The following is a 24,450-nucleotide window of genomic DNA, read 5'->3' on the forward strand; positions in this document are numbered from 1 at the left end:
TGGCGCGGTTACCATTGATGGCGGTTTGATGATCGTTCCTTTTCACGTCTCCGAGATGCTTCGCCGGGTGCGGCGCAAGATTGCCCAAAGCGGTGAGATGCCGCGCATGGCGCCCCGCCCCGACGACAGCCGCACCTTCCGCATCGCGCCTCGCGTGACGCCCGAGACGGTCGCGCGCCTGCACCGCGATCTGGGGCTGGATGACACCGCGCGCGCGGCGCTGTTCGGTCCCGGCACGCAAGAGGACCTGCCGCGCTATGCCCGCAATATCGAGAACATGATCGGCACCGTCGCGCTGCCGGTGGGCATGATCGGGCCGCTTCGGGTCAACGGGGTGAACGCCCAAGGCGACTACCCGGTGCCGATGGCGACGAGCGAGGCGGCGCTGGTCGCCTCTTACGGGCGCGGCGCGCGGGCGGCGAACCGGGCGGGCGGGGTCAGCACCGCGGTGCTTTACGAAGGGGTGCTGCGCAGCCCCGCCTTCGTCTTCGCGACGCTGCTTGACGCCGGGCGTTTCGTCGAATGGGTCGTGGCGCATGTCGAGACGCTGAAGGTGGCGGCAGAGGCGACGACACGGCACGGCAAGCTTGTCTCGCTGGAACCCGTGATCGACAACAACATCGCCTTCCTGCTTTGCCGATATTCGACCGGCGATGCCTCGGGTCAGAACATGGTCACCATCGCGACGGATGCGCTTTGCCGCCATATCGCCGCGGAATGTCCGATCCGGCCAACGGCCTGGTATGTCGAGGGCAATTTTTCCGGCGACAAGAAGGCTTCGGGCCTTGGCATGATCACCGGGCGGGGCCGCAAGGTCAGCGCCTCGGTCCTGCTGCCGGGTGAGGTGGTGACCCGTCTGCTTGGCACCAGCATCGACGCGATGCTGGACTATGCGCGGGTCGCCAATCTCGGTTCGCTCCTCTCCGGCCAGCTGGGCGCGCAGGCGCATTACGCCAATGGCCTTGCCGCGATCTATATCGCGACCGGGCAGGACGCGGCTTGCGTGGCCGAAAGTGCCGTCGGCTTCACCCGGATGGAACGGCGCGAGGCGGGGCTTTTCTGTTCGGTGACCATGCCATCAATCCTTGTCGGCACGGTGGGCGGCGGTACCGGCCTGCCGACGCAATCGGCCTGTCTGGAGTTGATGGGTCTCAAGGGCGAAGGCCACGGCCCCGCGCTGGCCGAGGTCACGGCGGCCGCCTGTCTTTGCGGTGAGATTTCCATTGTCGCGGCGATGGCCTCGGGCGCCTTTTCCGGCGCGCATGAGAAGTTGGCGCGCCTCAGATGACCCCGTTTCAGCGTTTTTGGACCTATCAGCGGGAACGTTTCCCGCTTTTCAAGACGGTGCCGCTGCTGGCGGTCTTTTCGGCGGCCAGCATCAATATCTCTGCCCTCCTGGCCGGTCGCGCCTTGCCGGGGGCGGGGGCCTATGCCGCAGGTTTCGTCGCGGTGCTGATCCTCTTCTTCCAGATGCGCGCGGCGGATGAATGGAAGGACCGGGAGATCGACCGCCTCTACCGCCCCGAACGGGCGATCCCGCGCGGTCTGGTGCGGCTTTCGACCGTTCTTCTGATCGCGCTGGCGCTGGTGCCGGTGGCGCTGGGCGCCGCGCTGACGGTCGGCGCGGGGGCGGCGTGGCTTTTGCTGCTGGTCTGGGTCTGGCTTTCCGCGATGACGCTGGAATTCGGCGTGCCGCGCTGGCTGGTGGCGCATCCGTTGATCTATCTGGTCAGCCACATGGCGATCATGCCGCTGATCGACCTTTTCCTGACCGGGATCGAGTGGAGCGGCCGGGGCGGGCCTGCGCCCGCGCTCTGGCTGTTCCTCGCGCTGTCCTTCGTCAATGGCTGCGTGCTTGAGATCGGGCGCAAGACCTGGGCGCCCGAGGCGGAGCGGGACGGGGTGGAGAGCTATTCGAAGCTTTGGGGTCCGGTGCGCAGCGCGCGGGTCTGGATCGGGCTTGTCGCCGTCTCGGCCGCCTTGCTGGCGGGCGTCGGCTGGGCCGCCGGGCATTTCTGGCCGCTGGCCGCGCTGGCGGCGGCGGGGTTCGGCGCGGCGGTGTGGGTCGCGCTGCGCTTCATGCAACGCCCGGACCCGGCCGGGCAGGCGCGGATCGACGCGGCGGCGGGGCTTTGGGTGTTGCTTTGTTATGCAGGCGCGGGCTTCGTGCCACTTCTCTTGCGGGGGGCCATGCCATGAGCGGGCTTTTGGGGCCGGATAGGGCGCGCGATCCCAATGACGTCGGCGGCAAGGCCGCCGCGCTGTCGCGCCTTGTCGCGGCGGGCTTCGACGTGCCGCCCTTCGTGGTTCTGGCCGATGCCGCCTTTCGGGCGAATGGCACCACGCTGCGCGCCGATGCGGCGCGGGCGCTGGCGGACGCGCTGGAACCGCTCGGTCCCGGCCCCTATGCCGTTCGTTCCTCCGCGCGCGGCGAGGATGGGGCAGAGGCCAGCCATGCGGGGCAGTTCGCCACCGTGCTGAACGTCCCGGCGGATGGCGTCGCAGCCGCCGCCGCCAAGGTGCGCGCTTCGGGTCGTGCCGCCCATGTCGCGCGCTACCGGGCAGAGCGCGGGGTGGAGGCGGCGGGCCTTCCCGCCGTCGTCGTGCAGGCCATGGTGCCTGCCCGCGCCGCCGGGGTGGCCTTTTCCGCCGATCCGGTCTCTGGCGCGCGCGATACCGCCGTGATCTCTGCCGTCGCGGGGCTGGGCGAGGCGCTGGTCAGCGGCGAGGTGGATGGCGAAAGCTGGTCCGTCGCCGGTGATGGCCAGATCGCCACCGGCCCTGCGGTGCCTGAGGTCCTGACCGGTCCCGAGGCCACCGCCATCGCCGCCCTTGCCCGGCAGGCAGAGGCGGCCTTTGGCGCGCCGCAGGACATCGAATGGGCCTTTGACGGTGACCGGCTGCGGCTTCTTCAGGCGCGTCCGATCACCACCGCCCTGCGCCCCGCGCCCCGGCCCGACGGCGCGCTGACCGTTCTGGACAATTCCAACATCGTCGAAAGCTATCCCGGCCTCGTCTCCCCCCTGACCTACAGTTTTGCCGCCTATAGCTATGACCGCGTCTACCGCGCCTTCGTCGCCCTTCTGGGGCTGAGCGAAGCGCGCATCGCCGCGAATGGAGAGGTCTTCGCCAACCTCCTCGCCCGCGTCGACGGGCGGGTCTATTACAACCTTGGCAACTGGTACCGCGCGCTGGCGCTGCTGCCGGCCTTCTCGCTGAACAGCGACTACATGGAAACCATGATGGGCGTGGAGGAACCGCTGCCCGCGGAGCTGACCGGGGCGCTGGCCCCGCCGCCCGCGCGGGGCTTTCGCCGCGTGGTGGAATACCTGCGGCTGGCGCGGATCGGTGGCGGTCTGGTGGTTGAGGCCGCGCGTCTGGGCCGGACCAGGCGTCGCTTCCTCGCGCGGCTGGAAACCGCATTGAGGGCCGGGCCGGACCCGGCGACGGCGAACCCGACCGACCTTGCCGCGATCTACCGGCGGATCGAGGGGACGTTACTGGACCGCTGGGACGCGCCGCTTGTCAACGATTTCCTCTGCATGGTGGGTTTCGGCGCCTCGCGCGCGCTTTTGGGGAAATGGGCCGGTGAGGCCGGGTTGATGTTCCACAACGACGTGATGATCGGGCAGGGCGGGATCGTCTCCGCCGAACCCGCCCGCAGGATTGCCGCGATGGGCAGGATGGCGCGGGGCGACGCGGCGATGCTGGACGCGCTGGGCAAGGGGCGCGCGGCGCTGGCCGACCACCCCGCGCTTGACCGGGCGGTGTCGGACTATCTCGCCGACTTTGGCGACCGCTGCACCGAGGAGTTGAAGCTGGAAAGCCTGCCGCTGTCGGAAGAGCCGGGCCCGCTTCTGGCCGCGATTGCCAGTGCCGCGCACCGTCCCGAAGGCGGCGCGGCGGAACGGCCCGAACCCGACTGGGCCGCGCTGATGCCGGACAGCCCGTTCAAGCGAACCGTCGCGCGGCTTTTGACCGGATGGGCCGCCGCGCGGGTGCGGGACCGGGAAAACCTGCGGTTCGAACGCACCCGCATCTTCGCCCATGCCCGCCGCGTCTTTCTGGCGATGGGGCGCGAATTCCACGCGCGCGGCATGATCGGCGATCCGCGCGACGTGCTGTTCCTGACCGTGGCCGAGGTTCTGGGCGCCATCGAGGGCGCGGGCCTGTCGCGCGACCTTTCTGCCCTGATCGCGCTGCGCAAGGCGGGGGCAGAGGCCGACGCCGCCCGCCCGGCGCCGCCCGAACGCATCCTCCTGCGCGGTGCCGTCGCCGCCCACCGGCCCCCGGCCGAGGTCGCCGCGCCCGCCGGAACCGGCGAGGACCGCCAGGGGACCGGCTGTTCCAAGGGCCGCGTGACGGCGCGCGCGCGTGTCGTCCGTGACCCGCGGCGCGAAACGTTGCTGCCGGGCGAAATCCTCGTCGCAGCCAATACCGATCCGGGCTGGATCGCGCTTTTCGCCGGGGCGGCGGCGATTGTCGTCGAACGCGGCTCTCTCCTCTCCCATTCCGCCATCGTCTCGCGCGAGATGGGTATTCCCTGTGTCGTCGGCATCCGCGACGCGACGCGCTGGATCGAGACCGGGGATCTGATCGAGGTCGACGGCGCCTCGGGGCAGGTGAGGAAGTGTCATGACTGACCTGGCGATCACCGACCGCGCCGCCTTCGACCGCATCCGCTATGCCCAGGCGTGGGAGGATGCCGATGTCCTGACCGGCGCCATGGGCGCGCGGTCCGGCGGCGATCTGGTGTCGATCTGTGCCTCCGGCGACAACGCGCTGGCGCTGCTTTTGTGCGATCCGGCGCGGGTTCATGCGGTCGACATCTCGCCCGCGCAGATCGAATGCCTGAACCTGCGCCTTGGCGCCTATGCGGCGCTTTCGCATGGGGAGTTCCTGATCCTGATGGGCGCGCGCCCCGGCCCCGGCCGCGCGGCGCTGCTGGAAAAGGCGCTGCGCGACAGCCCGGCCCCGACGCAGCGCTTCTGGAGCGCGCTTCGGCCCGAGGTCGAAGCCCATGGCGCGGGCGGTGTCGGCAAGTTCGAACATTACTTCCGCATCTTCGCGCGCCGCCTTATGCCGCTGGTCCACAGCCGCGCCACGGTCGAAGCGATTTTCGAACCCCGCGATCCGGTGGCGCGGGCGAAGTTCTTCGACACGCGGTTCAACACCTGGCGCTGGCGGATGCTGGTGAAGCTTTTCTTCTCGCGCGCGGCGATGGGGCGGCTGGGGCGGGACCGGGCGTTTTTCGATCATGTCGAGGGCAGCGTGGCGGACCATGTCTTCTCGCGCCTGCGCCATGCAGGGGTGGCGACCGATCCGTCGCAGAACCCCTACCTGCACTGGATCATGACCACCCGCCACGGCGCCGCCCTGCCGCTGCCCTGGCGGGAAGAGGCGTTTGCGACGATCCGTGACCGGCTTGACCGGATCGCGCCGCATCTGGGGCCGATCGAGACGCTGCCGGTCACCGGGGCGGCGGGGTTCTACCTGTCGGACATCTTCGAATACATGTCGCCCGATCTGGCGGCCTCGGTCTATGGCACCGTTCTTGACATGGCGCGCCCCGGCGCGCGGCTGGTCTACTGGAACATGATGGCGCCGCGCCGGGTACCGCCCGCCCATGCTTCCCGCGTCCGCACGCTGCGCGAGGAGGAGGCGCGGCTGAAGGCGCGGGACATGGCCTTTTTCTATTCCGATTTCGTGGTCGAAGAGGTGCTATGAACACCTTCGTCCAGATCGCGGCGGTCCTTGCGCTGATCCTTGGCCTGCTTGGCACCATGGCCGGGCTGTCGCATCTGGCGAAGGCGCGGAGCTGGCACCCGGAGGTCGCGCGCAAGATCGTGCATGTCGCGGCCTCGGGCATCGCCATTCCGTTACCCTGGCTGTTCCCGGACACTTGGCCGGTCTGGCTGCTTCTGGCCCTGGCGCTGGCGGCGATGCTGGCGATGCGCACGCCGCTTCTGGCCGGGCCGGGCCGCGCGCTGCATTCGGTCGCGCGCAAGTCCTGGGGCGATGTGCTGCTGGTCGTCTCGGTCGGCCTTGTCCTGTTGCTTTATCGGGGGGAGGCGGTGCTTTACGTCCTGCCGCTTCTGGTGCTGGCGCTTGGCGACGCGGCGGCGGCCCTGACCGGCAGCGCCTATGGCCGCAATTTCTACCGCACCGAGGATGGCAGCAAGAGCATCGAGGGCAGCACGATGTTCTTCCTTGTCGTGCTGATCCTGTCGATGGTCTGCCTGCTGCTGCTGACCGAGATGGCGCGGGGGACGCTGATCCTCGTCTCCCTCGGCGTCGCGGTCTTTGCCACCGTGATCGAGGCCGATAGCTGGCGCGGGTTCGACAATCTTTTCCTGCCGATGGGGGTGTTCCTGTTCCTCTGGCGGCTGACCGAGGCGCCGGGCGGCGACAGCCTTGCGCGGATGGCGCTGCCACTGGCGGCGATGGCGCTGGCCTACGGGGTCGGGCGCGCGGCGGGGATGAACCGCCAGGTCGCGCGCATCCATGCGGTCGCGATGTTCCTGATCCTGTCGGCGACGGATCTGTGGAACGCGGTGCTGCCCGCGCTGGTGCTGCTTGTCCACGGGACCTTCGCGTCGCGGCGGCCGGGTGCGGGGCTGGCGGCTGAGACGCTGGACATGGTCGCCGGTCTGGCGGTGCTGAGCTTCGGTTTCCTCGCGCTTGACCCTGCGGTGGGGCAAAGCGCGATCAACTTCTACGGGCTTGCCTGCGCCGCCGTCGCGGTGGCGCAGTTCGGGCGCGGGTTGTCGGGCCTTGGGCGCGGGTGGGCGGCGGTGGCGGCGCTGGTCTTCGCGGCGGCGGTCTGGGCGCTCTGGCTCTGGCTGATCGGGTTCAACAGTCCGGGCGCGCATTGGCACGGGCCGATCGGCGCGCCGGGTGCGGCGGTCCTTGCCCTGGCCGCGCTGGCCCCGACCCTTTCGCCCACGGCCTTCACCTGCGCCGCCGGGCGCCGCATCGCGCTTCTGGGCGCGGTTCCGGCGCTTTTGCTGTTCGGCGCCTGCCTGCTTCTTACCACCTCGGGGACGACATGACGAAAGAGACCTATCAGATCGAGGGCGCCCGCGCGGCGGTCTATGCCGCAACCGCCCCGTGGGAGGGCGCCCCGACCGCCGCCATCGGCGATTTTCGCTGCGATGATGCAGAGGCCGGGGCAGCCCTTCTGCGCCAGATCTGCGCCGAGCTTGCCGGGCGGGGCGTGACCCGTGTTCTTGGTCCGATGAACGGCGATACCTGGCACAGCTATCGCCTTGTGATCGAAAGCGACGGCACGCCCCCCTTCCTGATGGAGCCGCAAAGCCGCCCCGCCGATCTCGCGGCCTTCGAGGCCGCCGGGTTCACCCGCATCGCGCGCTATTTCTCGGCCCGCGCGGCCCTGCGCGATGCCATCGGCCCCGCGCCCGACCCGCTGGAGGGGATCGAGATCGGCAACTGGGACGGTACCGCGCCCGAGGCGCATTTCGCCGAGGTCCATGCGCTCTCTACCCGCGCCTTTGCCGGGAACCTTTTCTACCGGCCCATCGACCTTGACGCCTTCCTTGGCCTTTACACGCCCTTCGTGCCGCTTCTGAAGCCCGGGCTGATCTTCACCGCGCGGGACCGCGTTGGCGCACTTGTCGGCTATCTTTTCGGCATCCCGAATTACGGCTCTGGCCCCGACCCCGACACGGTGATCCTGAAGACCTATGCCAGCCTTCATCCGGGTCTTGGCCACCATCTGGCCCATGCGTTCCATACCCGTGCGCAGGAGCTGGGGTTCGACAAGGTGATCCATGCGCTGATCCATGACGACAACCGCTCTGCCGACCGCAGCCGCCGCCACGGGGGGGAGATTTTCCGCCGCTACGCACTGATGGGGCGGCGGCTGGATGGCTGACCTCGCCCGCCATTTCGCCGAGGCCGCGCGGCGCGAGGGGGAGAGGGTCGCGCTGGTCACCCCGCAGGGGGCCGAGAGCTTTGCCGGGATCGACCGCCGCGCCGCCGCCTTCGCCGCCCGCTGCGCGGCGCGGGGGCTGGGCAAGGGCGACCGGGTGCTGATTGCGATGCCGGTCGGCGTCGATCTTTACGTCGCGCTGGCGGCCTGCTGGCGGCTGGGCGCGGTCGCGGTCTTTCCCGAACCGGCGATGGGGATCGCGGGGCTGCGCCATGCGGTCGCGCTGAGCCGGCCGAAATGCCTTTTCGCCTCGGGCCGCTACCGGTTCCTGCGCCTGCTCCCGGCGCTTTGGCGCTGCCCGGTCCTGTCGCCGTCCCCTGCCGACCGGGGCGGCCCCGCGCCGGTGCCGCTGGCGGATCGGGATCTGGCGCTGATCTCCTTCACCTCCGGCTCGACCGGCGCGCCGAAGGCGATCCCGCGCAGCCATGGCTTCCTGATGGCGCAATACGATGCGGTGCGGCGGCTTCTGGCATCAGAGCGGGAGGAGGTGGACCTGGTCGCCTTCCCGGTCTTCTGCCTCGTCAACCTGGCCGAGGGGCGGACCAGCGTCCTGCCGAATTGGAAGATTTCGCGCCCCGATGGCGTGTTGCCGGACAAGCTTGCGGCCTGGATCGCGCGGTCCGGAGCGACGCGGGCGCTGTTGCCGCCGGGCCTGTGCGAGGTGTTGGCCCGCGCCGACATGCCGCGCGCCCTGCACACCGTCTTTACCGGCGGCGGCCCGGTGAAACCCGCGCTGGTCGGGCGGTTGCAGGCCCGCCGTCCGGGGCTGCGCATCGTGTCGGTCTATGGCTCGACCGAGGCGGAACCGATTGCCGATCTCGACTGGGCCGAGGTCGGCGACGGGGACCGTTCCGCGATGGCGGGGGGCGCGGGTCTGTTGGCGGGGGTGCCGGTCGAAGGCACCGCGCTGAAGATCGTTGAGGGGGAGATCTGGGTTGCCGGGGCGCATGTGAACGCCCATTACCTCGACCCGGCGATGGAGGCCGGGACCAAGGTGCGTGAGGGCGCGACGGTCTGGCACCGGACGGGCGATGCCGGGCGGCTGGACGACAGCGGCCGGCTTTGGCTGCTGGGCCGGACCGGGGCGGTGGTGGAGGGGGCCGGGGGGCCGATCTATCCCTTCGCCGTGGAGCTTGCCGCCGAAAGCTGGCCCGGCGTCGCGCGGGCCGCGCTGGCCGGGGCGGGCGGTGCCCCGGTTCTGGTGATCGAAGGCGCGGCGGATGTGGCGGATTGCACCCACCGCGCGCGCGCTTTGGGCATTGCGCGGGTGGTCAAGGTTGCCGCCATCCCGCTGGACAGACGACACCGATCAAAGGTCGATTACACCGCGCTGCAACGGCTTTTGCCGCAAGGATAGCGGTTCAGCGATCTTCCGCCTCACGGATCATGCCCCGCACCCAGCGCGCGGCGAGCCATGTGGCGGGCAGCGACAAGGGCAGCGCGCCGATCAGCGCCGCGACGGGCGGGATGTTCCCCGCCCATCCGGCCGAATGGAAGATCAGCCCCAGAAGGAACAGGTTGATCGCCACCGCCCCGGCCACGAAGGGCCAGAGGATCGCGCCCAGCTTCCACAGGTTTTCAGTGGCTGGTGCCGTCTTCGAAGGTGATCTTGTTCCAGACATTGTATTTCCCCGAGGGCTTGACCATCGGCAAGCGCCGGACTTCCTCCAGCGTCGCCGCGTCAAAGACGATCACCGCGCCGTCCTGTTCCCAGATTGACACCAGCGCATAGCGCCCGTCCTTGGTGAATTCCGTATGCGCGACCGTCTTGCCGGGTTCGGGCGTCAGCACCTTCACCACCTCAAGCGTCTCTTTGTCGATGATATGCATCTGGCCCTTGTTCGGCCCGGTAAAGACATCGGCCCAGATATAGGGCGTCCCGTCATGGGAACGCAGGAAAAAGCCGGGGCCGGAGGTTTTTATGATCTTCACAAGGCTCCAGTCGGCCATGTCGATGACGCTGATCTGGCCCTCGTTCAGATGCGGCACTGCCATCAGGCGATGACCGCCCCGCATCCAGCTTATGCCGGACCCCAGATGCGGCATGCCGGGCAGCGGCAGGCTCGCGATCTCACGCCCCACGTCGAGGTTGACGACGACGCCGGTTTCCCCCGCGCGGTTGGCGCCGATCAGGTTGTGATAGCCGGGATCGAAGAAGAAATCGTCAAGGGGCGCGGACACGTCGATCCGACGGCGTGCGAAAAGACCCTGCTCGGCTTCCAGCGATTCCTCCATCCCCGCCTCGTGGCTGTGGACGAAGCCGTCGTGATAGGGACCGGCATTCGGGTCGGTCGCGACCTCCCATATCTCCGGCACGTCCTTCAGCGCGAGGATGAAGGAGTTGCGGTCGGGCGCCTGATAGACGGCGGAGACGCGGCTGGGCGTCCCCTTGCGGCCCTTCACCTCCATCACCCTGGCGACGGACAGGTCATCCGTCGACAAGATCGTCAGCGTTTCCGGCAGGTAGCTGGCAACGGCCAGCCATTTGCCATCCGCGCTCATCGCGATGTTGCGGCTGTTCAATCCGGCGCGGATGCGGCCCACCTCATGCAGGGACCAGATGTCGTATTTCTGCACCCAGCCATCGCGCGACATGACAAAGACATAGCGCCCGTCGGGCGAGAATTTCGGCCCGCCATGGACGGCGAAGGGGGTTTCGAACCTGTCCAGCACCGCGAAGGTGTCGCCGTCGAGGACGGAGATATGGCTGTCGCCGGTTTCCACCACCAGCGTGATGTTCATCGGGTCGGCGGTGAAGACTGGGGCCGTCGCGGCGACATAGTCCGGGTTCATCGCCCGGCTGGCGGCGATCTCTTCCGCGGTCCAGACCGGCGGCGTGGCCAGCGGGGCGGAGACATAGGCGGCGACCGCCGCGATTTCGTCTGGCGAGAGCGTCGCCTTGAAGGACGGCATCTGCGTCATGGCGCGGCCATCGGTGATGACGGCCTCCAGCCGGTCGCCCTTCAACCGGCCAAGGCTTTCGGGGATCAGCGCCGGGCCGGTGCCGCCGAACCGCGTCTCGGCGTGGCAAGAGGCGCATTGATCGGCGTAGATCATCGCCCCGTCCGGCGCGGCAAGGGCAGTGGTGGCGAGCAGGCTAAAGGAAACGATGAGCCGGATCATGGCTTTTCCCACGGAAGGGCGTGACGGTCAGGCGCGCGGCCTCATCCACGCCGATTTCGGCATTGGTCATGTAGCAGGCCGGGTCCTCGGCCCAGGGATCGCCGGTCACCTGAAGCGCGCGGATGCGGGTATTGCCGCCGCAGACCGCCTTGAAGGCGCAGGCACCGCAGCGGCCTTTCAGCGGCCGGGGACGGGTGCGCAGCGTGGCCAACATCGGGTCGCCGCCGGTCCAGAGCGTGCTGAACGGCGTCTCCTTGACCGATCCGACGGTGTAGTCGGACCAGTAGGTGTCGGGATGGACCTTGCCCTGCGGGTCGATATTGCCGACGCCAAGGCCCGAGGAATTGCCGCCCCAGGCCTCAAGATGCGCGCGGACATGGGCGGCCTTTTCCGGCCCGAACTTGCGGTTGACCCATTCCAGGAAATAGACCGCGTCGGCGTCGTTGTTGCCGGTCACGACCTCAAGCGGCTGGCCGTTCTTCACCGCGTCCCAGGCCCGCGCGATCAACAGGTCCATGGCCGACCGGGTCAGGGCGTGCTGGGTATCCTCGCCCCGGTTCTTGTCGCCGCGTCCGGCATAGACCAGGTGGCTGAGATAGAACTTGTCCACGCCCTCATCCCGGCAGAGGTCGAGCATTCCGGGCAGGTAGCCGGCGTTCGCCTCGGTGATGGTGAAGCGCAGGCCGACCTTGACGCCCTTCGCCTTGCAGGCGCGGACGCCCTCCAGCGCCTCGACAAACGCGCCCTCGACGCCGCGGAACCAGTCGTTCTTGGCGCCCAGCCCGTCCAGCGAGATGCCGACATAGTCGAAACCGATATCGGCGATGCGGTCGATGTTCTTCGCGATGCGGGTGCCGTTGGTGGACAGCGACAGGTGGCGGAAGTTCAATTCCTTCGCCCGTTCCGCCAGTTCGAAGAAATCGAACCGGCTGAGCGGCTCCCCCCCGGACAGGATCAGCGCCGGGATGCCAAACGCCTTGAGGTCGTCAAGGACGCCCATCGCCTGTTCATGCGTCAACTCGCCGGGAAACGGCACATCGGCCGAGGTCGTGTAGCAATGGCGGCAGCGCAGGTTGCAGCGCCGGGTGAGGTTCCAGATCACCACCGGTTTGACCGGACCCGAACGGCGGCGCACCGGCGTGGGGGTGACAAGCTCGTGCATGTATTGCGTCAGGCGGAACATCTCAGCCCTTTCCGGTTAGCCGCATCCCGGTCTTTTTCAGGATGCGGGTGGAATACAGAATGTCATGGCCCCGACAGGCCGGGCCGAGAAGGGCCGCGACCTTGGTGCGCTTTTCCTCGACCTCGTCGCGCGTCGTGCCATGGAGCATGGCGAAGAGGTTATAGGGCCAGTCCGGCAGTGCGCGCGGGCGGCGGTAGCAATGGCTGACGAAATCGAGCGCGCCTATCTGCGGGCCAAGGTCGTCCACGATGGCGTCGTCCACGTCCCAGACGCTCATCCCGTTGGCGGTCATGCCAAGGGCGTAGTGGTTGGGGGCAAGGGCCACGCGGCGGATCACGCCCGACGCCTGCATCGCGCCGACACGGTCCAGCACCTCGCCCTCGGTCAGGCCAAGCCAGCCCGCGACCTCGGCATAGGGCGCCGACACCAGCGGCAGCCCGCAGGAGGTTGCGGCGATGATGCGGCGATCTGTGGCGTCGATGCTCATGCTTTGACCCGGAAGCCGATGAAGAATTCGTTCTCCTTGGGAAAGCGCAGGACGGTCAGCCCCGTCGCCCCCTCGATACGCTTCGCGGCCTTGGCGATCCCTTCGGGCTTTTCACAAGCCAGGACGAACCACATGTTCAGCCGGTGCGCGCGTTCATAATTATGCGCCACCTCCGGCAGCGCATTGACCAAAGTCACGACCGCATCGAAGCGGTCGGCGGGAACCTCCATCGCGCAGAGGCAGAAGGCGCCGCCCATCGCCTCGGCGTCGTAGAAGGGGCCAAAGCGGGTGATGGCGCCGATCTCGCGCAGCCGGGCGACACGCTCGATCAACTCGCTTTCGGGCAGCGCCAACTGGCGGGCGGCCTCGGCAAAGGGGCGCGCGGTCACCGGCAACCCGTCCTGCAAGGCGTTCAGGACGGCGCGGTCGGTCGCGTCAAGCGCATCGGGGGGAAGGGCCGCGCGTCTCATGCCGCGGCCGAGATCAGCGCGCCCGTCTGCTTGAAGCAGCGGGTGGAGAAGAGCGGCTTCGCGGTGGTCCCCGCCAGTTCCGGCAGCGCGCGGGCGCGGTCGAGGACGGCCAGCGCCTCGGCCCGGCTGCGGCCGTGGATCATGGAATAAAGCGCATAGGGCCAGACGCCCGGCACGGTTTCGCGCTGGTAGCACAGCGTCACGCCCGGCAGGGCGGACAGCGCGGTTCCGGCGGCGGGGATGCGGTCGGGGGCGATGTCCCAGACCACCATCGCATTCGCCGTCCAGCCCAGCGGGCGGTGGCGCACGATGACGCCAAGGCGGGTGATGACACGGGCCTGAAGCAGCGTGGCGATGCGGGCCAGCGCGTCCGTCTCGGCCAGTCCCAGCGCGGCGAAGGGGCGCGGGGTCAGCGGCAGCCCGCGCGACAGGCGGGCCAGCAGGGCGCGGTCATCTTCGGTCAGATCAAGCGCGCGGGCGCCCCTGTCCGGCGCCATCGGGCGGCGCGTTCCGTCAAGGCGGAACCCGAGGTCGATGTTGAACGCCCGCACAAGGCGCAGGTCGAGAACGCGCAGGCCGGTGCGGTTGCCGATCCGCGCAAGGCTTTCGTCAAGCGCCACCGGATCGGGGGCGGTGGCGACGAACCAGATGTTCCAGCGATCCTCGCGCAGGTAGGAATGGTTGACGCCCGCTTCGTCATTGACGATGGCCGCGACCTCTTCGATCCGGCCCTCCGGCACCGCCAGCGCGGCGAGGGTGGAGGCCCCGGCGGTGTTCGGCCGCACCGTCGCGCCCACGCGCGCCACCGCGCCATCGGCGCTCAGCCGGGCGAGGCGGTCGATCACCTCGGCTTCGGGGATGCCAAGGGTGGCCGCCATGGCCTGAAACGGACGTTCCACCAGCGGCAGGTCGCGCTGAAATTCGTCCAGCAGACGGGCGTCGATGGGATCGCGGCCCTCCATGATCACAGCCCCGGCTGGTGCGCGCGGGCGGTGAAGAAGATCCCGCTTGGCGCTTCGGCGGCGAATTCCCCCACCTTTTCGCGGGTGCGGGTGTCGTAGATCAGCACCTTGTTGTCGTCGCGCGAACTGATCCAGACCTCGGCCCCGCGCGGGGCGAATTCCATGTGCAGGATCGCCTTGCCGGGGGTCAGGGTCGCCACAACCTCATGGGTGCGGGAATCGACGACCTGCACGGTGTCATTGAGTGGCGTGGCGAAGTTGACCCAGACGAAGGGCGAGGCAGGCTGCGCGATGACGAAGACCGGCTGGCCGTGGACCGGGGTCGTGGCGACCTCTTCCAGTGTGTCGCGGTTCACCCAGAGAAGTTCATGCCGACCGACGGCGGGCAGGGCGTATTGCCCCTCGGTGAAGGCCCAGCCCTGAAGGTGCGGCATCTTGTAGACGGGCATATCCTCACCCGTCTTGCCGTAATCGGTCAGGAACTTGCGCGGTTCGGGCTTGTCGGACCAGAGGTCATAGGCGGTCACGCCCTTTTCGCCGAAAAGCCCGACAAGATAGGTATGCGCGTCGTCGGTGATGACCGCGTCGAAGGGGTTCTTCCCGGCCTTGCCAAGTGCTGCGATCTTCGGTTCTGGCCCGGAGAAATCGCCAAGGTAAACCTCGCCCGTGTCCCAGACGGTCCAGGCGAAGCGGCGGCCCGGCACGTCGACAAGGCCGATGGTCTTGCCGTCCGCCGGAATGTCGGCGATCAGCGCGAGCTTGTCGGCGTCAAAGACCTTCACCCCGCCGGGTTCGTAGTTGGACACGGCGACAAGCTTGCCATCGTCCGAAATCGCCCCGCCTATGGAGTTGCCCGCCTGCACCGTCCGCGCGACGATCTCTTGCGTGACCATGTCCACCTTGGTCAGCCCGCCGTCGCGGCCGAAGACATAGGCGAAGCGTTCGTCGGGGCTGTAGGTCATGCTGGCATGGGACAGATCGCCCAGCCCCTCGATCCGGCCGATGGCGGCGCGGTCGGATCGGTCGATGACCAGAAGGCTGCCGGTCGCGCGTTCGATGACAAGGCCCAGATCGCCGGTGGCAAGGGGCGTCTCCGGCGCGGCAAGAAGCGGGGTGGCAAGAAAGGCAAGAAGGACGAATGCGCGTTTCATGGGGTCGGTCCCTGTGTTCAGTCCTGTTTCAGGTAGCGGGCGATCCACATCGCCTCTTCCTCGGTCAGTAGCGGCCGCCAGGGCGGCATCGCGGTTTCCGGCACGCCGTCGAGGATGATGGAGGCCAGCGCCTCCGGCTCGGCATGGGCCAGCGCCTGGGCGGTCAGCGGGCTGCCAAGGCCGCCTTTGCGCGTCAGCCCGTGACACGATCCACAATCCTGCGTGACCATATGCTGCAATTCCGCCGCGCGCTTCGGCGCCACCTCGGCCGAGGCGGGCAGCGCGAGCGCGAGAAGGATCGCGAGGCTACGCATAGGCCGCCATCCCGGCGCCGTCGCACAGGGCGGCATCTTCGGCCATGATGGCGGGATACATGCCCGCGACATGGCCGATCACGAACAGGACCGGCGCCTCGGGCTGCACGGCGGCGACATCGGCGCCGATCCGGCCCAGCGTGGACAGAAGCCGCGTCTCGCGCGGGGTGGTCGCGGCGGAAATGGCAAGGACGGGAAGCGTCGCGGACATGCCGTGGCGGATCAGTTGCAGCGCGATCTCGGCGATATTCGCGACGCCCATGTAGACCACGAGCGTCGTGTCCTCGCTGGCCAGCGAGGCCCAGTCGAGGTCAAGCGCGGCATCCTTGGCGCGGTGGCCGGTGACATAGCGCACGCCGGTGGCAAGGCCGCGATGGGTCAGCGGCACGCCGGTCGAGGCAGCCGCACCCTGGGCCGAGGTGATGCCCGGCACATAGGTCACGGGCAGACCGGCGGCGCGGAGCGCCTCTGCCTCTTCGCTGCCGCGTCCGAAGATCAGGGGATCGCCGCCCTTCAGCCGCGCGACATTCAACCCCTCACGCCCGAGGTCGATCAGAAGGGCGTTGATCGCCTCCTGCGGAATCTTGTGGAATTTCGGTAGCTTGCCAACGTCGATCCGGCGGGTGGAGGCCGGGACCAGGGCCATGATCTCGGGGCTGACCAGGCGGTCATGCACGACGACATCGGCCGTTTGCAGCGCGCGCAGCGCCTTGACGGTCAGAAGGTCGGGATCGCCCGGACCTGCGCCGATAAGATGGATATGGCCCCTGACACGCGCCTCGTACTGGTCTTTCATGGCTTACCCGTTCGGCTGGCTGTTCGTGGGAAAGGGTCGGCGGGGGGCATGTGGGACACCCCCCGCCGGGTCGTGGCGACGTCAGTAGACGTCGTCACGGGTGTTGAGGACGTTGAACTTGCCGGTCGGCGTGATCAGGCGTTCGTCCTTGATGACCTTCTTGAGCTCAAGCGTCTTGTCATCGACCACGACGATGGCCGATTCCTGCTCCTTGCCGTTCCAGACCGAGAACCAGACCTCGGTGCCTTCCTTGTTGAATTCAGGCTGAACGACGCGGGGCTGGCCTTCGGGGATCCCGGCCCATTCCGCGATCGGAAGGGTTTTGTATTCCGGGTCCACCTCGGTATCGCCGCCCATCGCCGGAATGTCGAAGACCGCGACCGATCCCGACACTTCCGCATCCGGGTTCAGCGGCGCATCGACGTAAAGATGCGTGCTGTTCGGATGGGTCTTGATGAAGAGCGAACCGCCGCCGAGCGCATAGAAGCTGTCGACGATCTTCCAGGCCTGATCGGGATGGCCTTCCGGGTCGGTCCCGACAAGGGCCACCGTTTCGTCGCCAAGGTGCGAGGTCGCCCAGACCGGGCCGAAGACCGGGTGGGTGAAGTTCGCGCCACGGCCGGGGTGCGGGGTCGCGCCGCCGGTCTCGATCAGGGCGGTCAGCTTGTCTTCCTTGGTATCGACGACCGCGATCTTGCCACGCGCGTTGGCCGCGACGAGGAAGTAGCGGTGGGTGCTGTCGAAGCCGCCGTCATGCAGGAAGCGTTCCGCCTCGATCTCGGTCGACTTGAGGTTCTTCAGGTCGGTGTAGTCGACGAAGAGGATCTTCCCCGTCTCCTTCACGTTCACGATGAACTCGGGCTTGTAGTGCGAGGACAGGATCGAGGCCACGCGGGGTTCCGGGTGATAGACCTGTTCGTCGTAGATCATGCCACGGGTGGAGACGATCTTGAGCGGTTCAAGCGTGTCGCCGTCCATGATGACATATTGCGGCGGCCAGTAGCTGCCGGCGATGGCGTACTTGTCCTCATACCCCTCATATTTGGAGGTCTCGACCGACCGCGCCTCGATCCCGATCTTGATCTGGGCGACGGTCTGGGGCGTTTCCATCCAGAGGTCGATCATGTTGACAAGGCCGTCGCGGCCGATCACGAAGAGATAGCGGCCCGAGGCGGAGATACGGCTGATATGCACCGCATAGCCGGTGTCGATCACGGCCTTGATCTCATAGGTGCCGCCGTCGATCAGCGCGATCTGGCCCGCGTCGCGCAGCGTCACCGACATCAGGTTGTCGATGTCGATATCGTTCATCTTCTCGGTCGGGCGATCCGCAGGCTCGATCAGGACCTTCCAGGAGTTCTTCATCTCCGGCATGCCCCATTCCGGCGGCTGCGGCGGGTCAAGCAGGACGTAGCGGGCCATCAGGTCCACGTCTTCCTCGGTCAGTTCACCCGAGGTCCCCCAGTTGGGCATCCCGGCGGGGGAGCCGTAGGTGATGAAGCTCTTGATATAGTCGTAGCCGTTTTCCCGCGTGAGGTCGGGGGTCAGCGGCTTGCCCGTGGCGCCCTTGCGCAGGACGCCATGGCACCCGGCGCAGCGCTGGAAGTAGATCTCGGTCCCGCGCTGGAATTCCTCCTGCGTCATGACCGGATCGCCCTCCTTGCGGCCGGGGATCTCGACCTGGATTTCGGCGAGCGTCGTCATCGACGGCTCATAGGCGGCGGCCGGGCCGTCCGCGTGATCCTTGGGCTTCTCCTGCGCGAAGACGGGCGCGGCGAGAAGACCCAATGCCAGCGCGGCGCTGCCCAGAAGGACAGTGCGGGCTGATTGGGCTTGGGTTCTCATGGGAATCTCTCCGTTCAGCTGGTGAGGCTGGCAGCATCCATCGGCCGCTTCACATTTTCGTTCCTTGACTTTCGTTAAGGCCGGGCTGCGGCAGATTGCGCCATCTGGCGGGCATGATCCGCTTTCTGCGCCTTTTGCTGCTGTTTTGCCTTCTGGCCCTGCCCGCCCAAGCGGGCGGACCGCTGGCCGAGGATGCGCCCGACCTGCGCGCGCCGACCCCGGTCGAGGCGGCGGCACTTCTGGGCCTGTCCGGCCCGGTGCAGGTCACGCGCGAGGAAGGTGGCGTGCCGGGCTGGACCGTGTCGTCGGGCGGCGCTGTCGCGGGCTATGTCGGATCGACCTGGGAAGTGGCCGGATCGGTCGGTTATTCGGGGCGACCGCTCGATGTTCTGGTGGCGGTGACGCCCGCAGGCACGATCGGCGGGGCGCTTCTGGTCCGCCATGATGAGCCGGTGCTGACGCTGGGCATTTCGGATGCCGACATCGCCGCCTATGTCGCGGGTTTCGCGGGCCACGACCTGACCGCGACCGGCCCCGCCGCCGGACCAGGCGATCTGCCCGACGTCATCAGCCGCGCGACCGTCTCCACCGGGGTCATCCGCGACGGCATCCTGCGCACCGCCCGGACGCTGGCCATCGCGCGCGGCGTCATCGCCGGAAGCGGTGGCGTCGACCGGCTGAGCTATACCCCAGCCACCTGGGGCGACCTTCTGGCGATGGGCGCGCTGACCGAGATGCAGGTGACGATGGCCGATGCGGCGCAGGGGTTGGCGGGCGCGAAAGTGCCGGTGGAGCCCGGCCCCGGCGATTTCCTGCACCTTTGGGCGGGGATCATCGACACGCCAACGGTGGGGCGCAACCTGCTGGGCCAGCAGGATTTCACCAAAGCGGTCGGCAATCTCGGCGCCGGGGGCGCGGCGCTGATCGTCATGTCATCGGGCCTGCAATCGCACCGGGGGACGGAGTGGAAGAAGACCGGCATCTTCGACCGGCTGACGGTGGTGCAGGGCGATGCGCGCTGGCAGCCGACCGAGGATCGCTACCAGATGCAAAAGCGCCTCAGGGCCGAGGGCGCGCCGAAGATGAAGGAAATCAGCCTTTTCGCCCTGCCGCCCGAGATCGACCCGACGCTGCCCTTCACGGTCGAGGTCATGGCCACCCGCCCGACCGATACGGGCGAGGTCGCGATGACCGTCGCACTGCCCTATGCGCTGCCCGATGCCTTCCGCCTTGCCCCGCCGCCGGAGGCCGAACCGCTCTGGGTTTCCGCCTGGCAGAAGAAGCGCCCGCAGATCGCCATCGTCGCGCTGATGCTGACGGTGCTGACTCTGATCCTGTTCGCGCAGGAATGGATCACGCGCCGCCCGCGCCTGTGGCGGACCGGGCGGCTGACCTTCCTTGCCGCGACCTTCCTGGTGCTTGGCATGGGGCTGAACGGGCAGTTGTCGGTGGTGCAGGTCGTGGCCTTCGTCCATTCCCTCCTCACCGGCTTCCGGTGGGAGACATTCCTGATCGAGCCGGTGATCTTCATCCTCTGGGGGTTCACGGCGCTGGGGATGCTGTTCTGGGGCAGGGGGGTCTATTGCGGCTGGCTTTGCCCGTTCGGGGCCTTGCAGGAACTGACCAACGCCGCCGCGCAGAAGCTTGGCGTGAAGCAGATCGCGGTGCCGCAGGCGCTGCATGAACGGCTTTGGGTCATCAAGTATTCCGCCTTCGTCGGCATCCTCGCGCTGTCTTTCTATTCGATGCATTATGCCCTGATCGCCGCCGAGGTAGAGCCGTTCAAGACCGCGATCAGCCTGCGCTTCCTGCGCGCCTGGCCCTTCGTCCTGTTCGCGCTGTCGCTCTTGCTGGCGGGGTTGTTCGTCGAGCGGTTCTTCTGCCGCTATCTCTGTCCGCTGGGCGCGGGGCTTGCCATCCCGGCCAAGCTGAAGATCTTCGACTGGCTGAAGCGCCGCCCGCAATGCGGCCGCGAATGCCGGATGTGCGAGACGAAATGCACCGTCGGCGCGATCGACGCGATTGGCCGCATCAATCCCAACGAATGCGTCCTGTGTCTGCGCTGTCAGGTGATCATGAATGACGGGACGCAATGCCCGGTGCTGAAACGCCGGGCGCGGGCGGAGGCCGCGTGACCATGATCAAGCGTCTCTTTGCCGAAGGCTTCCGCATCTTCTTTCTGTCCGCCTGCCTTTTCGCGCTGGTCGCGATGGGGGTGTGGGAGGGGTATCTGGCCGTCGAGGCGGGCGGCGGTATCCCGGCACTGGCCGCCGCGCAGACGCCCTATATCTGGCACGCGCATGAGATGATCTTTGGCTATGGCAGCGCGGCGCTGGGCGGGTTCCTTCTGACGGCGGTGCCGAACTGGACCGGCGGCAAGGCCGCGCCTGAGCGGTTCATCGGGCTGGCCTTCCTGTGCTGGCTCGCCGGGCGGCTGGCGATGTGGGATTCGTCCCAGATCCCGCCGCTTTGGGTCGCGGTCGCCGATCTGTCCTTCCTGCCGGTGCTTGCGGCAAAGATCGCCGCGCAACTGATCGTCCGGCCGAAGCCGCAGCAACTGATCTTCCTTCTTGCGCTGGCGCTGTTCTGGAGCGCGAACCTGTTCTGCCACCTCGAATGGCTGGGCATCCTGTCCGACGGGGTCGGGCCGGGGCTGCGCGCGGGGCTGATGACGCTGATCGCGATGATCGTGATCCTTGGCGGCCGCGTGACGCCCGGTTTCACCCGCAACGCCATGGTGGCGACGGGGCGCGAGGATCGGCTGCCGCAAAACCCCAAGGGGCTGGCGGTGCTGTCCATCGCGCCCGCGCTGGCGCTGCCGTTTGCGTTGCTGGCGGGGCTGCCCTCCGGGGTGGTGGCGTTTCTCGCCATCGTCGCGGGCGGGGCGGCGCTGGCGCGGCTGGTCCTGTGGCGCGGCGGCTGGACGGTGCGGCGGCCGATCCTGTGGACGCTGCATCTGTCCTACGGGCTGACGGGCGCGGGGTTGATCGCCTTTGGCTGTTCGGCGCTGAACGTCGGGTCCGAGCTGGCGGCGCTGCACCTTCTGGGGATCGGCGCCGTGGGGGGCATGACGCTGTCGGTGCTGTCGCGGGCGACCTTGGGCCATACCGGGCGGCCGCTGGTCGCGCCGGGGCCGGTCGCCATCGCCTATATGCTGATCCCGCTGGCGGCGCTGTCGCGTTATCTCGGCAGCGCGATGCCTGACATGCATGACGCCGCGACCCTCTTGGCCGGGGCGCTGTGGCTGGCGGCCTTCCTCCTCGCCTCTCTCTCGCTGATGCCCGCCTGGTTGCTGCCACGGCCGCCACGGCCCCCTGTCGGAAAGCCGCCGAAATGAACCGCCGCCGTTTCCTGACCCTGACCGCCTGCGCGCTGGCCACACCCGCCGGGGCGGCGAGCGTTGCCGACTGGCAAGGCACCGGCTTTGGCGCGGCCTTGTCGCTGCGCCTGATCGGGGGCGATGCCCACCGCGCCCGCCGCACCTTCCGTAGGGTCGAGGCCGAGGTGGCGCGGATCGAGGCGCTGTTCTCGCTGCATCGCGAGTCCGCCCTGACCCGGTTGAACCGCGACGGGCGGCTGGGTTGGCCCTCGCCCGATTTCCGTGATGTGATGGCGCTCTGCGGGCGCGCCCATGCCGCGACCGGGGGCGCGTTCGACCCGACGGTGCAGCCGCTCTGGCTGGCTGCCGCCGAGGGGCGCGATCCGGCCGCGCTGGGCGATGTCGTCGGCTGGGATCGCGTGCGGGTCACGGAAGAGGAGATTCGCCTGTCGCCCGGCCAGGCGCTGACCTTCAACGGTGTCGCGCAGGGCTGGGCCGCCGACCGGATCGCGGCGCTGCTGCGGGGTGAGGGCTACGGTGACGCCCTGATCGACATGGGAGAGGTTCAGGCGCTGGGTCATCGGCAGGACGGGCGCGACTGGAGCGCCGCCATCGCCGCCGCGGATGGCGCGCGGCTGGGTGAGGTGTCGCTGTCCAACCGGGCGCTGGCCACTTCCTCCCCCAGCGGGACGCTGATCGGCGCGGGCCGGGCGCATATCCTTGGCCCCGCCGGGCAGGTGCCGCGCTGGTCCACCGTATCGGTCAGCGCGCCCGAGGCGGCCGTTGCCGATGCGCTGTCCACCGCCTTTTGCCTGATGGACCGCCCCGCCATCGACGCCGCCCTGACGGCCTTTCCCGGCGCTAGGGTGGAAATTCTCGTCTGAGTGACACACCGGACCTTCCGGTTGACTTTTGTTAAGGCCCGACTCCCCCGGAAGGATCACACCGGCGTTACCTGAAACCGCTCCGGGAAGGATTCCGCCATGCGCGAAGTCATGACCAAGAGCATGGCCCGCAACATTTTCTACGGCGGGTCGCTGTTCTTCATCATCATCTTCGTGGGCCTCACGGTTCACTCGCACATCTATATCACCAACACCTCCACCGATCAGGCCGGGCTGACCGACAGCGTCGCTGCCGGCAAGCACATCTGGGAAGAAAAAGCCTGTATCAACTGCCACACGATTCTGGGCGAGGGCGCCTATTTCGCCCCGGAACTGGCCAATGTCATGACCCGCTGGGGCGTCCAGGACGATCCCGAGGCGGCCTATGAGGCGCTGAAAGGCTGGATGGATGCGATGCCCACGGGCATCGAGGGCCGCCGCCAGATGCCGCAGTTCAACCTGAGCGATCAGGAATACCGCGAGCTTGCCGACTTCCTGCTGTGGACCAACAAGATCCGCGCGCAGGACTGGCCGCCGAACGACGCGGGCTGAGGAGACAGAACCATGAAATACCAATCGCAAAAGATCGCGCTGGCCTACTTCCTCGTGGCCATGGCGCTGTTCGCCGTCCAGGTCACGATGGGGCTTGTCCTCGGCTGGATCTATGTCGACGGCAACTTCCTGACGGAAGTGCTGCCCTTCAACGTGGCGCGGATGCTGCACACCAACAGCCTGATCGTCTGGCTTCTGCTGGGCTTCTTCGGCGCCGCCTACTACCTCATCCCCGAGGAAACGGAGCGGGAAATCCACTCCTCCAAGCTTGCCTATCTGCAACTGGCGATCTTTGTCCTTGGCACGGCGGGGGTGGTCGTCACCTATTTCTTCAACCTCTTCGAAGGCAACTTCCTTCTGGGGCGCGAAGGGCGCGAGTTTCTTGAACAACCGCGCTGGGTGAAGGCGGGGATCGTCGTCGCGGCGCTGATCTTCCTTTACAACGTGTCGATGACCGTGCTGGCGGGCAAGAAGACCGCGATCACGAACATCCTGCTGCTGGGTCTCTGGGGCCTTGCGCTGCTGTTCCTCTTCGCCTTCGTCAACCCGTCGAACCTCGCGCTTGACAAGATGTACTGGTGGTATGTCGTCCACCTGTGGGTCGAAGGCACGTGGGAGCTTGTCATGGCCTCCATCCTCGCCTTCCTGATGCTGAAGCTGACGGGCGTGGACCGTGAGGTGGTGGAGAAATGGCTTTACGTCATCGCCGCGCTGGCGCTGTTCTCCGGCATCCTCGGCACCGGCCACCACTACTACTGGATCGGGACGCCGGGCTACTGGCAGTGGATCGGGTCGATCTTCTCCTCGCTGGAAGTGGTGCCGTTCTTCGCCATGATGTCCTTCGCCTTCGTCATGGTCTGGAAGGGCCGCCGCGACCACCCGAACAAGGCGGCGCTGCTGTGGTCGCTTGGCTGCGCGACGCTGGCTTTCTTCGGCGCCGGTGTCTGGGGCTTCCTGCACACGCTGCACGGGGTGAACTACTACAGCCACGGCACGCAGATCACCGCCGCCCACGGCCACCTGGCCTTCTACGGCGCCTATGTCTGCCTCAACCTTGCGATCATCAGCTACGCGATGCCACATCTGAAAGGGCGCGATCCCTATAACCAGGTGCTTAACATGGCGTCCTTCTGGCTGATGTCGGGCGGCGTGGTCTTCATGACCTTCACGCTGACCTTCGCGGGGACCGTGCAGACCCACCTTCAGCGGGTGAATGGCGAAGCCTTCATGGACGTGCAGGACCAGCTTTGGGTCTTCTACGCCATGCGCTTCGGCTCTGGCGTTGCGGTCGTGCTTGGCGCGCTTCTCTTCATCTACGCCATCCTCGTCCCCCGGCGTGAGGTCGTGACCCCCGGCCCGCTTGAAAAGGGCCGGCTGGATCATGACGCCGATCACGTCGCGGCGGAGTGATGG

General features: G+C 67.9%; 22 protein-coding genes. 12 read left to right on the plus strand and 10 right to left on the minus strand.

From position 1 onward, the window contains the following. Nucleotides 1-28 precede the first annotated feature (28 nt). Genes LX70_RS17485 through LX70_RS17515 form a run of 7 tightly spaced genes read left to right on the plus strand, consistent with a single transcriptional unit; the run spans nucleotide 29 to nucleotide 9,308 of the window. A complete protein-coding gene (locus LX70_RS17485) occupies nucleotides 29-1,288 on the plus strand; it encodes a hydroxymethylglutaryl-CoA reductase (protein ID WP_105516076.1) in 1,260 nt (419 codons plus the stop codon). Further along, complete coding sequence (locus tag LX70_RS17490) at nucleotides 1,285-2,199, plus strand: UbiA family prenyltransferase (RefSeq protein ID WP_105516077.1); 915 nt, start codon at nucleotides 1,285-1,287, stop codon at nucleotides 2,197-2,199. Before LX70_RS17485 ends, LX70_RS17490 begins: the two co-directional genes overlap by 4 nt. Continuing rightward, nucleotides 2,196-4,643: a PEP/pyruvate-binding domain-containing protein gene (locus LX70_RS17495; protein WP_105516078.1), complete on the plus strand. Its 2,448-nt coding sequence runs from the start codon at nucleotides 2,196-2,198 to the stop codon at nucleotides 4,641-4,643. The genes LX70_RS17490 and LX70_RS17495 overlap by 4 nt, the downstream gene beginning before the upstream one ends. Next, nucleotides 4,636-5,727, plus strand: a complete 1,092-nt coding sequence (locus LX70_RS17500) for a BtaA family protein (protein ID WP_105516079.1) — start codon at nucleotides 4,636-4,638, stop codon at nucleotides 5,725-5,727. Before LX70_RS17495 ends, LX70_RS17500 begins: the two co-directional genes overlap by 8 nt. Next, nucleotides 5,724-7,052 (plus strand): diacylglycerol/polyprenol kinase family protein, encoded by a 1,329-nt coding sequence (locus LX70_RS17505; protein ID WP_105516080.1) that lies wholly within the window; start codon nucleotides 5,724-5,726, stop codon nucleotides 7,050-7,052. The genes LX70_RS17500 and LX70_RS17505 overlap by 4 nt, the downstream gene beginning before the upstream one ends. Beyond that, on the plus strand, nucleotides 7,049-7,894 hold the full coding sequence (locus LX70_RS17510; protein ID WP_105516081.1) for a hypothetical protein: 846 nt from the start codon (nucleotides 7,049-7,051) through the stop codon (nucleotides 7,892-7,894). Before LX70_RS17505 ends, LX70_RS17510 begins: the two co-directional genes overlap by 4 nt. Continuing rightward, on the plus strand, nucleotides 7,887-9,308 hold the full coding sequence (locus LX70_RS17515) for an AMP-binding protein (RefSeq protein WP_105516082.1): 1,422 nt from the start codon (nucleotides 7,887-7,889) through the stop codon (nucleotides 9,306-9,308). The genes LX70_RS17510 and LX70_RS17515 overlap by 8 nt, the downstream gene beginning before the upstream one ends. A gap of 4 nt (nucleotides 9,309-9,312) precedes the next feature. Here the strand turns inward: LX70_RS17515 and LX70_RS17520 are convergent, their stop codons facing one another. The 10 genes from LX70_RS17520 to LX70_RS17565 form a co-directional block, all read right to left on the minus strand. After that, entirely contained in the window at nucleotides 9,313-9,573 is a 261-nt protein-coding gene (locus LX70_RS17520; protein WP_105516083.1) for a hypothetical protein, read from the minus strand. Continuing rightward, complete coding sequence (locus LX70_RS17525; protein WP_105516084.1) at nucleotides 9,530-11,074, minus strand: nitrite reductase; 1,545 nt, start codon at nucleotides 11,072-11,074, stop codon at nucleotides 9,530-9,532. Before LX70_RS17525 ends, LX70_RS17520 begins: the two co-directional genes overlap by 44 nt. Beyond that, nucleotides 11,049-12,257: a heme d1 biosynthesis radical SAM protein NirJ gene (gene nirJ / locus LX70_RS17530; protein ID WP_105516085.1), complete on the minus strand. Its 1,209-nt coding sequence runs from the start codon at nucleotides 12,255-12,257 to the stop codon at nucleotides 11,049-11,051. Before nirJ ends, LX70_RS17525 begins: the two co-directional genes overlap by 26 nt. A gap of 1 nt (nucleotide 12,258) precedes the next feature. Beyond that, complete coding sequence (ahbB, locus tag LX70_RS17535; protein WP_105516086.1) at nucleotides 12,259-12,744, minus strand: siroheme decarboxylase subunit beta; 486 nt, start codon at nucleotides 12,742-12,744, stop codon at nucleotides 12,259-12,261. Further along, nucleotides 12,741-13,214, minus strand: a complete 474-nt coding sequence (locus tag LX70_RS17540) for an Lrp/AsnC family transcriptional regulator (RefSeq protein ID WP_105516087.1) — start codon at nucleotides 13,212-13,214, stop codon at nucleotides 12,741-12,743. The genes ahbB (LX70_RS17535) and LX70_RS17540 overlap by 4 nt, the downstream gene beginning before the upstream one ends. Beyond that, nucleotides 13,211-14,176, minus strand: coding sequence for a siroheme decarboxylase subunit beta (gene ahbB, locus LX70_RS17545; protein ID WP_105516088.1), 966 nt, complete (start codon nucleotides 14,174-14,176; stop codon nucleotides 13,211-13,213). Before ahbB (LX70_RS17545) ends, LX70_RS17540 begins: the two co-directional genes overlap by 4 nt. A 2-nt stretch (nucleotides 14,177-14,178) precedes the next feature. After that, nucleotides 14,179-15,327 (minus strand): cytochrome D1 domain-containing protein, encoded by a 1,149-nt coding sequence (locus LX70_RS17550; protein WP_105516089.1) that lies wholly within the window; start codon nucleotides 15,325-15,327, stop codon nucleotides 14,179-14,181. Between the two features lie 17 nt (nucleotides 15,328-15,344). Further along, nucleotides 15,345-15,641 (minus strand): c-type cytochrome, encoded by a 297-nt coding sequence (locus LX70_RS17555; protein WP_105516090.1) that lies wholly within the window; start codon nucleotides 15,639-15,641, stop codon nucleotides 15,345-15,347. Beyond that, nucleotides 15,634-16,437 carry a uroporphyrinogen-III C-methyltransferase gene (cobA, locus tag LX70_RS17560; RefSeq protein WP_105516091.1) on the minus strand — a complete coding sequence of 268 codons (804 nt, stop codon included), beginning with the start codon at nucleotides 16,435-16,437 and terminating at the stop codon, nucleotides 15,634-15,636. Before cobA ends, LX70_RS17555 begins: the two co-directional genes overlap by 8 nt. A gap of 81 nt (nucleotides 16,438-16,518) precedes the next feature. Further along, entirely contained in the window at nucleotides 16,519-18,282 is a 1,764-nt protein-coding gene (locus LX70_RS17565; protein WP_105516092.1) for a nitrite reductase, read from the minus strand. Nucleotides 18,283-18,395: 113 nt separating this feature from the next. On the opposite strand from LX70_RS17565, the gene LX70_RS17570 reads away from it, so the two are divergent. The 5 genes from LX70_RS17570 to LX70_RS17590 all read left to right on the plus strand — a co-directional run bounded on the left by LX70_RS17570 (nucleotide 18,396) and on the right by LX70_RS17590 (nucleotide 24,447). Next, entirely contained in the window at nucleotides 18,396-20,417 is a 2,022-nt protein-coding gene (locus LX70_RS17570; protein ID WP_105516148.1) for a NosR/NirI family protein, read from the plus strand. A 2-nt stretch (nucleotides 20,418-20,419) separates the two neighbouring features. Next, on the plus strand, nucleotides 20,420-21,619 hold the full coding sequence (locus tag LX70_RS17575) for an NnrS family protein (RefSeq protein ID WP_105516149.1): 1,200 nt from the start codon (nucleotides 20,420-20,422) through the stop codon (nucleotides 21,617-21,619). Beyond that, complete coding sequence (locus tag LX70_RS17580) at nucleotides 21,616-22,485, plus strand: FAD:protein FMN transferase (RefSeq protein WP_105516093.1); 870 nt, start codon at nucleotides 21,616-21,618, stop codon at nucleotides 22,483-22,485. The genes LX70_RS17575 and LX70_RS17580 overlap by 4 nt, the downstream gene beginning before the upstream one ends. Before the next feature lie 99 nt (nucleotides 22,486-22,584). Beyond that, on the plus strand, nucleotides 22,585-23,037 hold the full coding sequence (locus LX70_RS17585; RefSeq protein ID WP_105516094.1) for a c-type cytochrome: 453 nt from the start codon (nucleotides 22,585-22,587) through the stop codon (nucleotides 23,035-23,037). 12 nt (nucleotides 23,038-23,049) lie between these two features. Beyond that, nucleotides 23,050-24,447 carry a cbb3-type cytochrome c oxidase subunit I gene (locus tag LX70_RS17590; RefSeq protein ID WP_105516095.1) on the plus strand — a complete coding sequence of 466 codons (1,398 nt, stop codon included), beginning with the start codon at nucleotides 23,050-23,052 and terminating at the stop codon, nucleotides 24,445-24,447. The last annotated feature ends 3 nt before the right edge of the window (nucleotides 24,448-24,450 follow it).

Source organism: Albidovulum denitrificans (assembly GCF_002973535.1).
In the GTDB taxonomy this organism is placed as follows: Bacteria; Pseudomonadota; Alphaproteobacteria; order Rhodobacterales; family Rhodobacteraceae; genus Albidovulum; species Albidovulum denitrificans.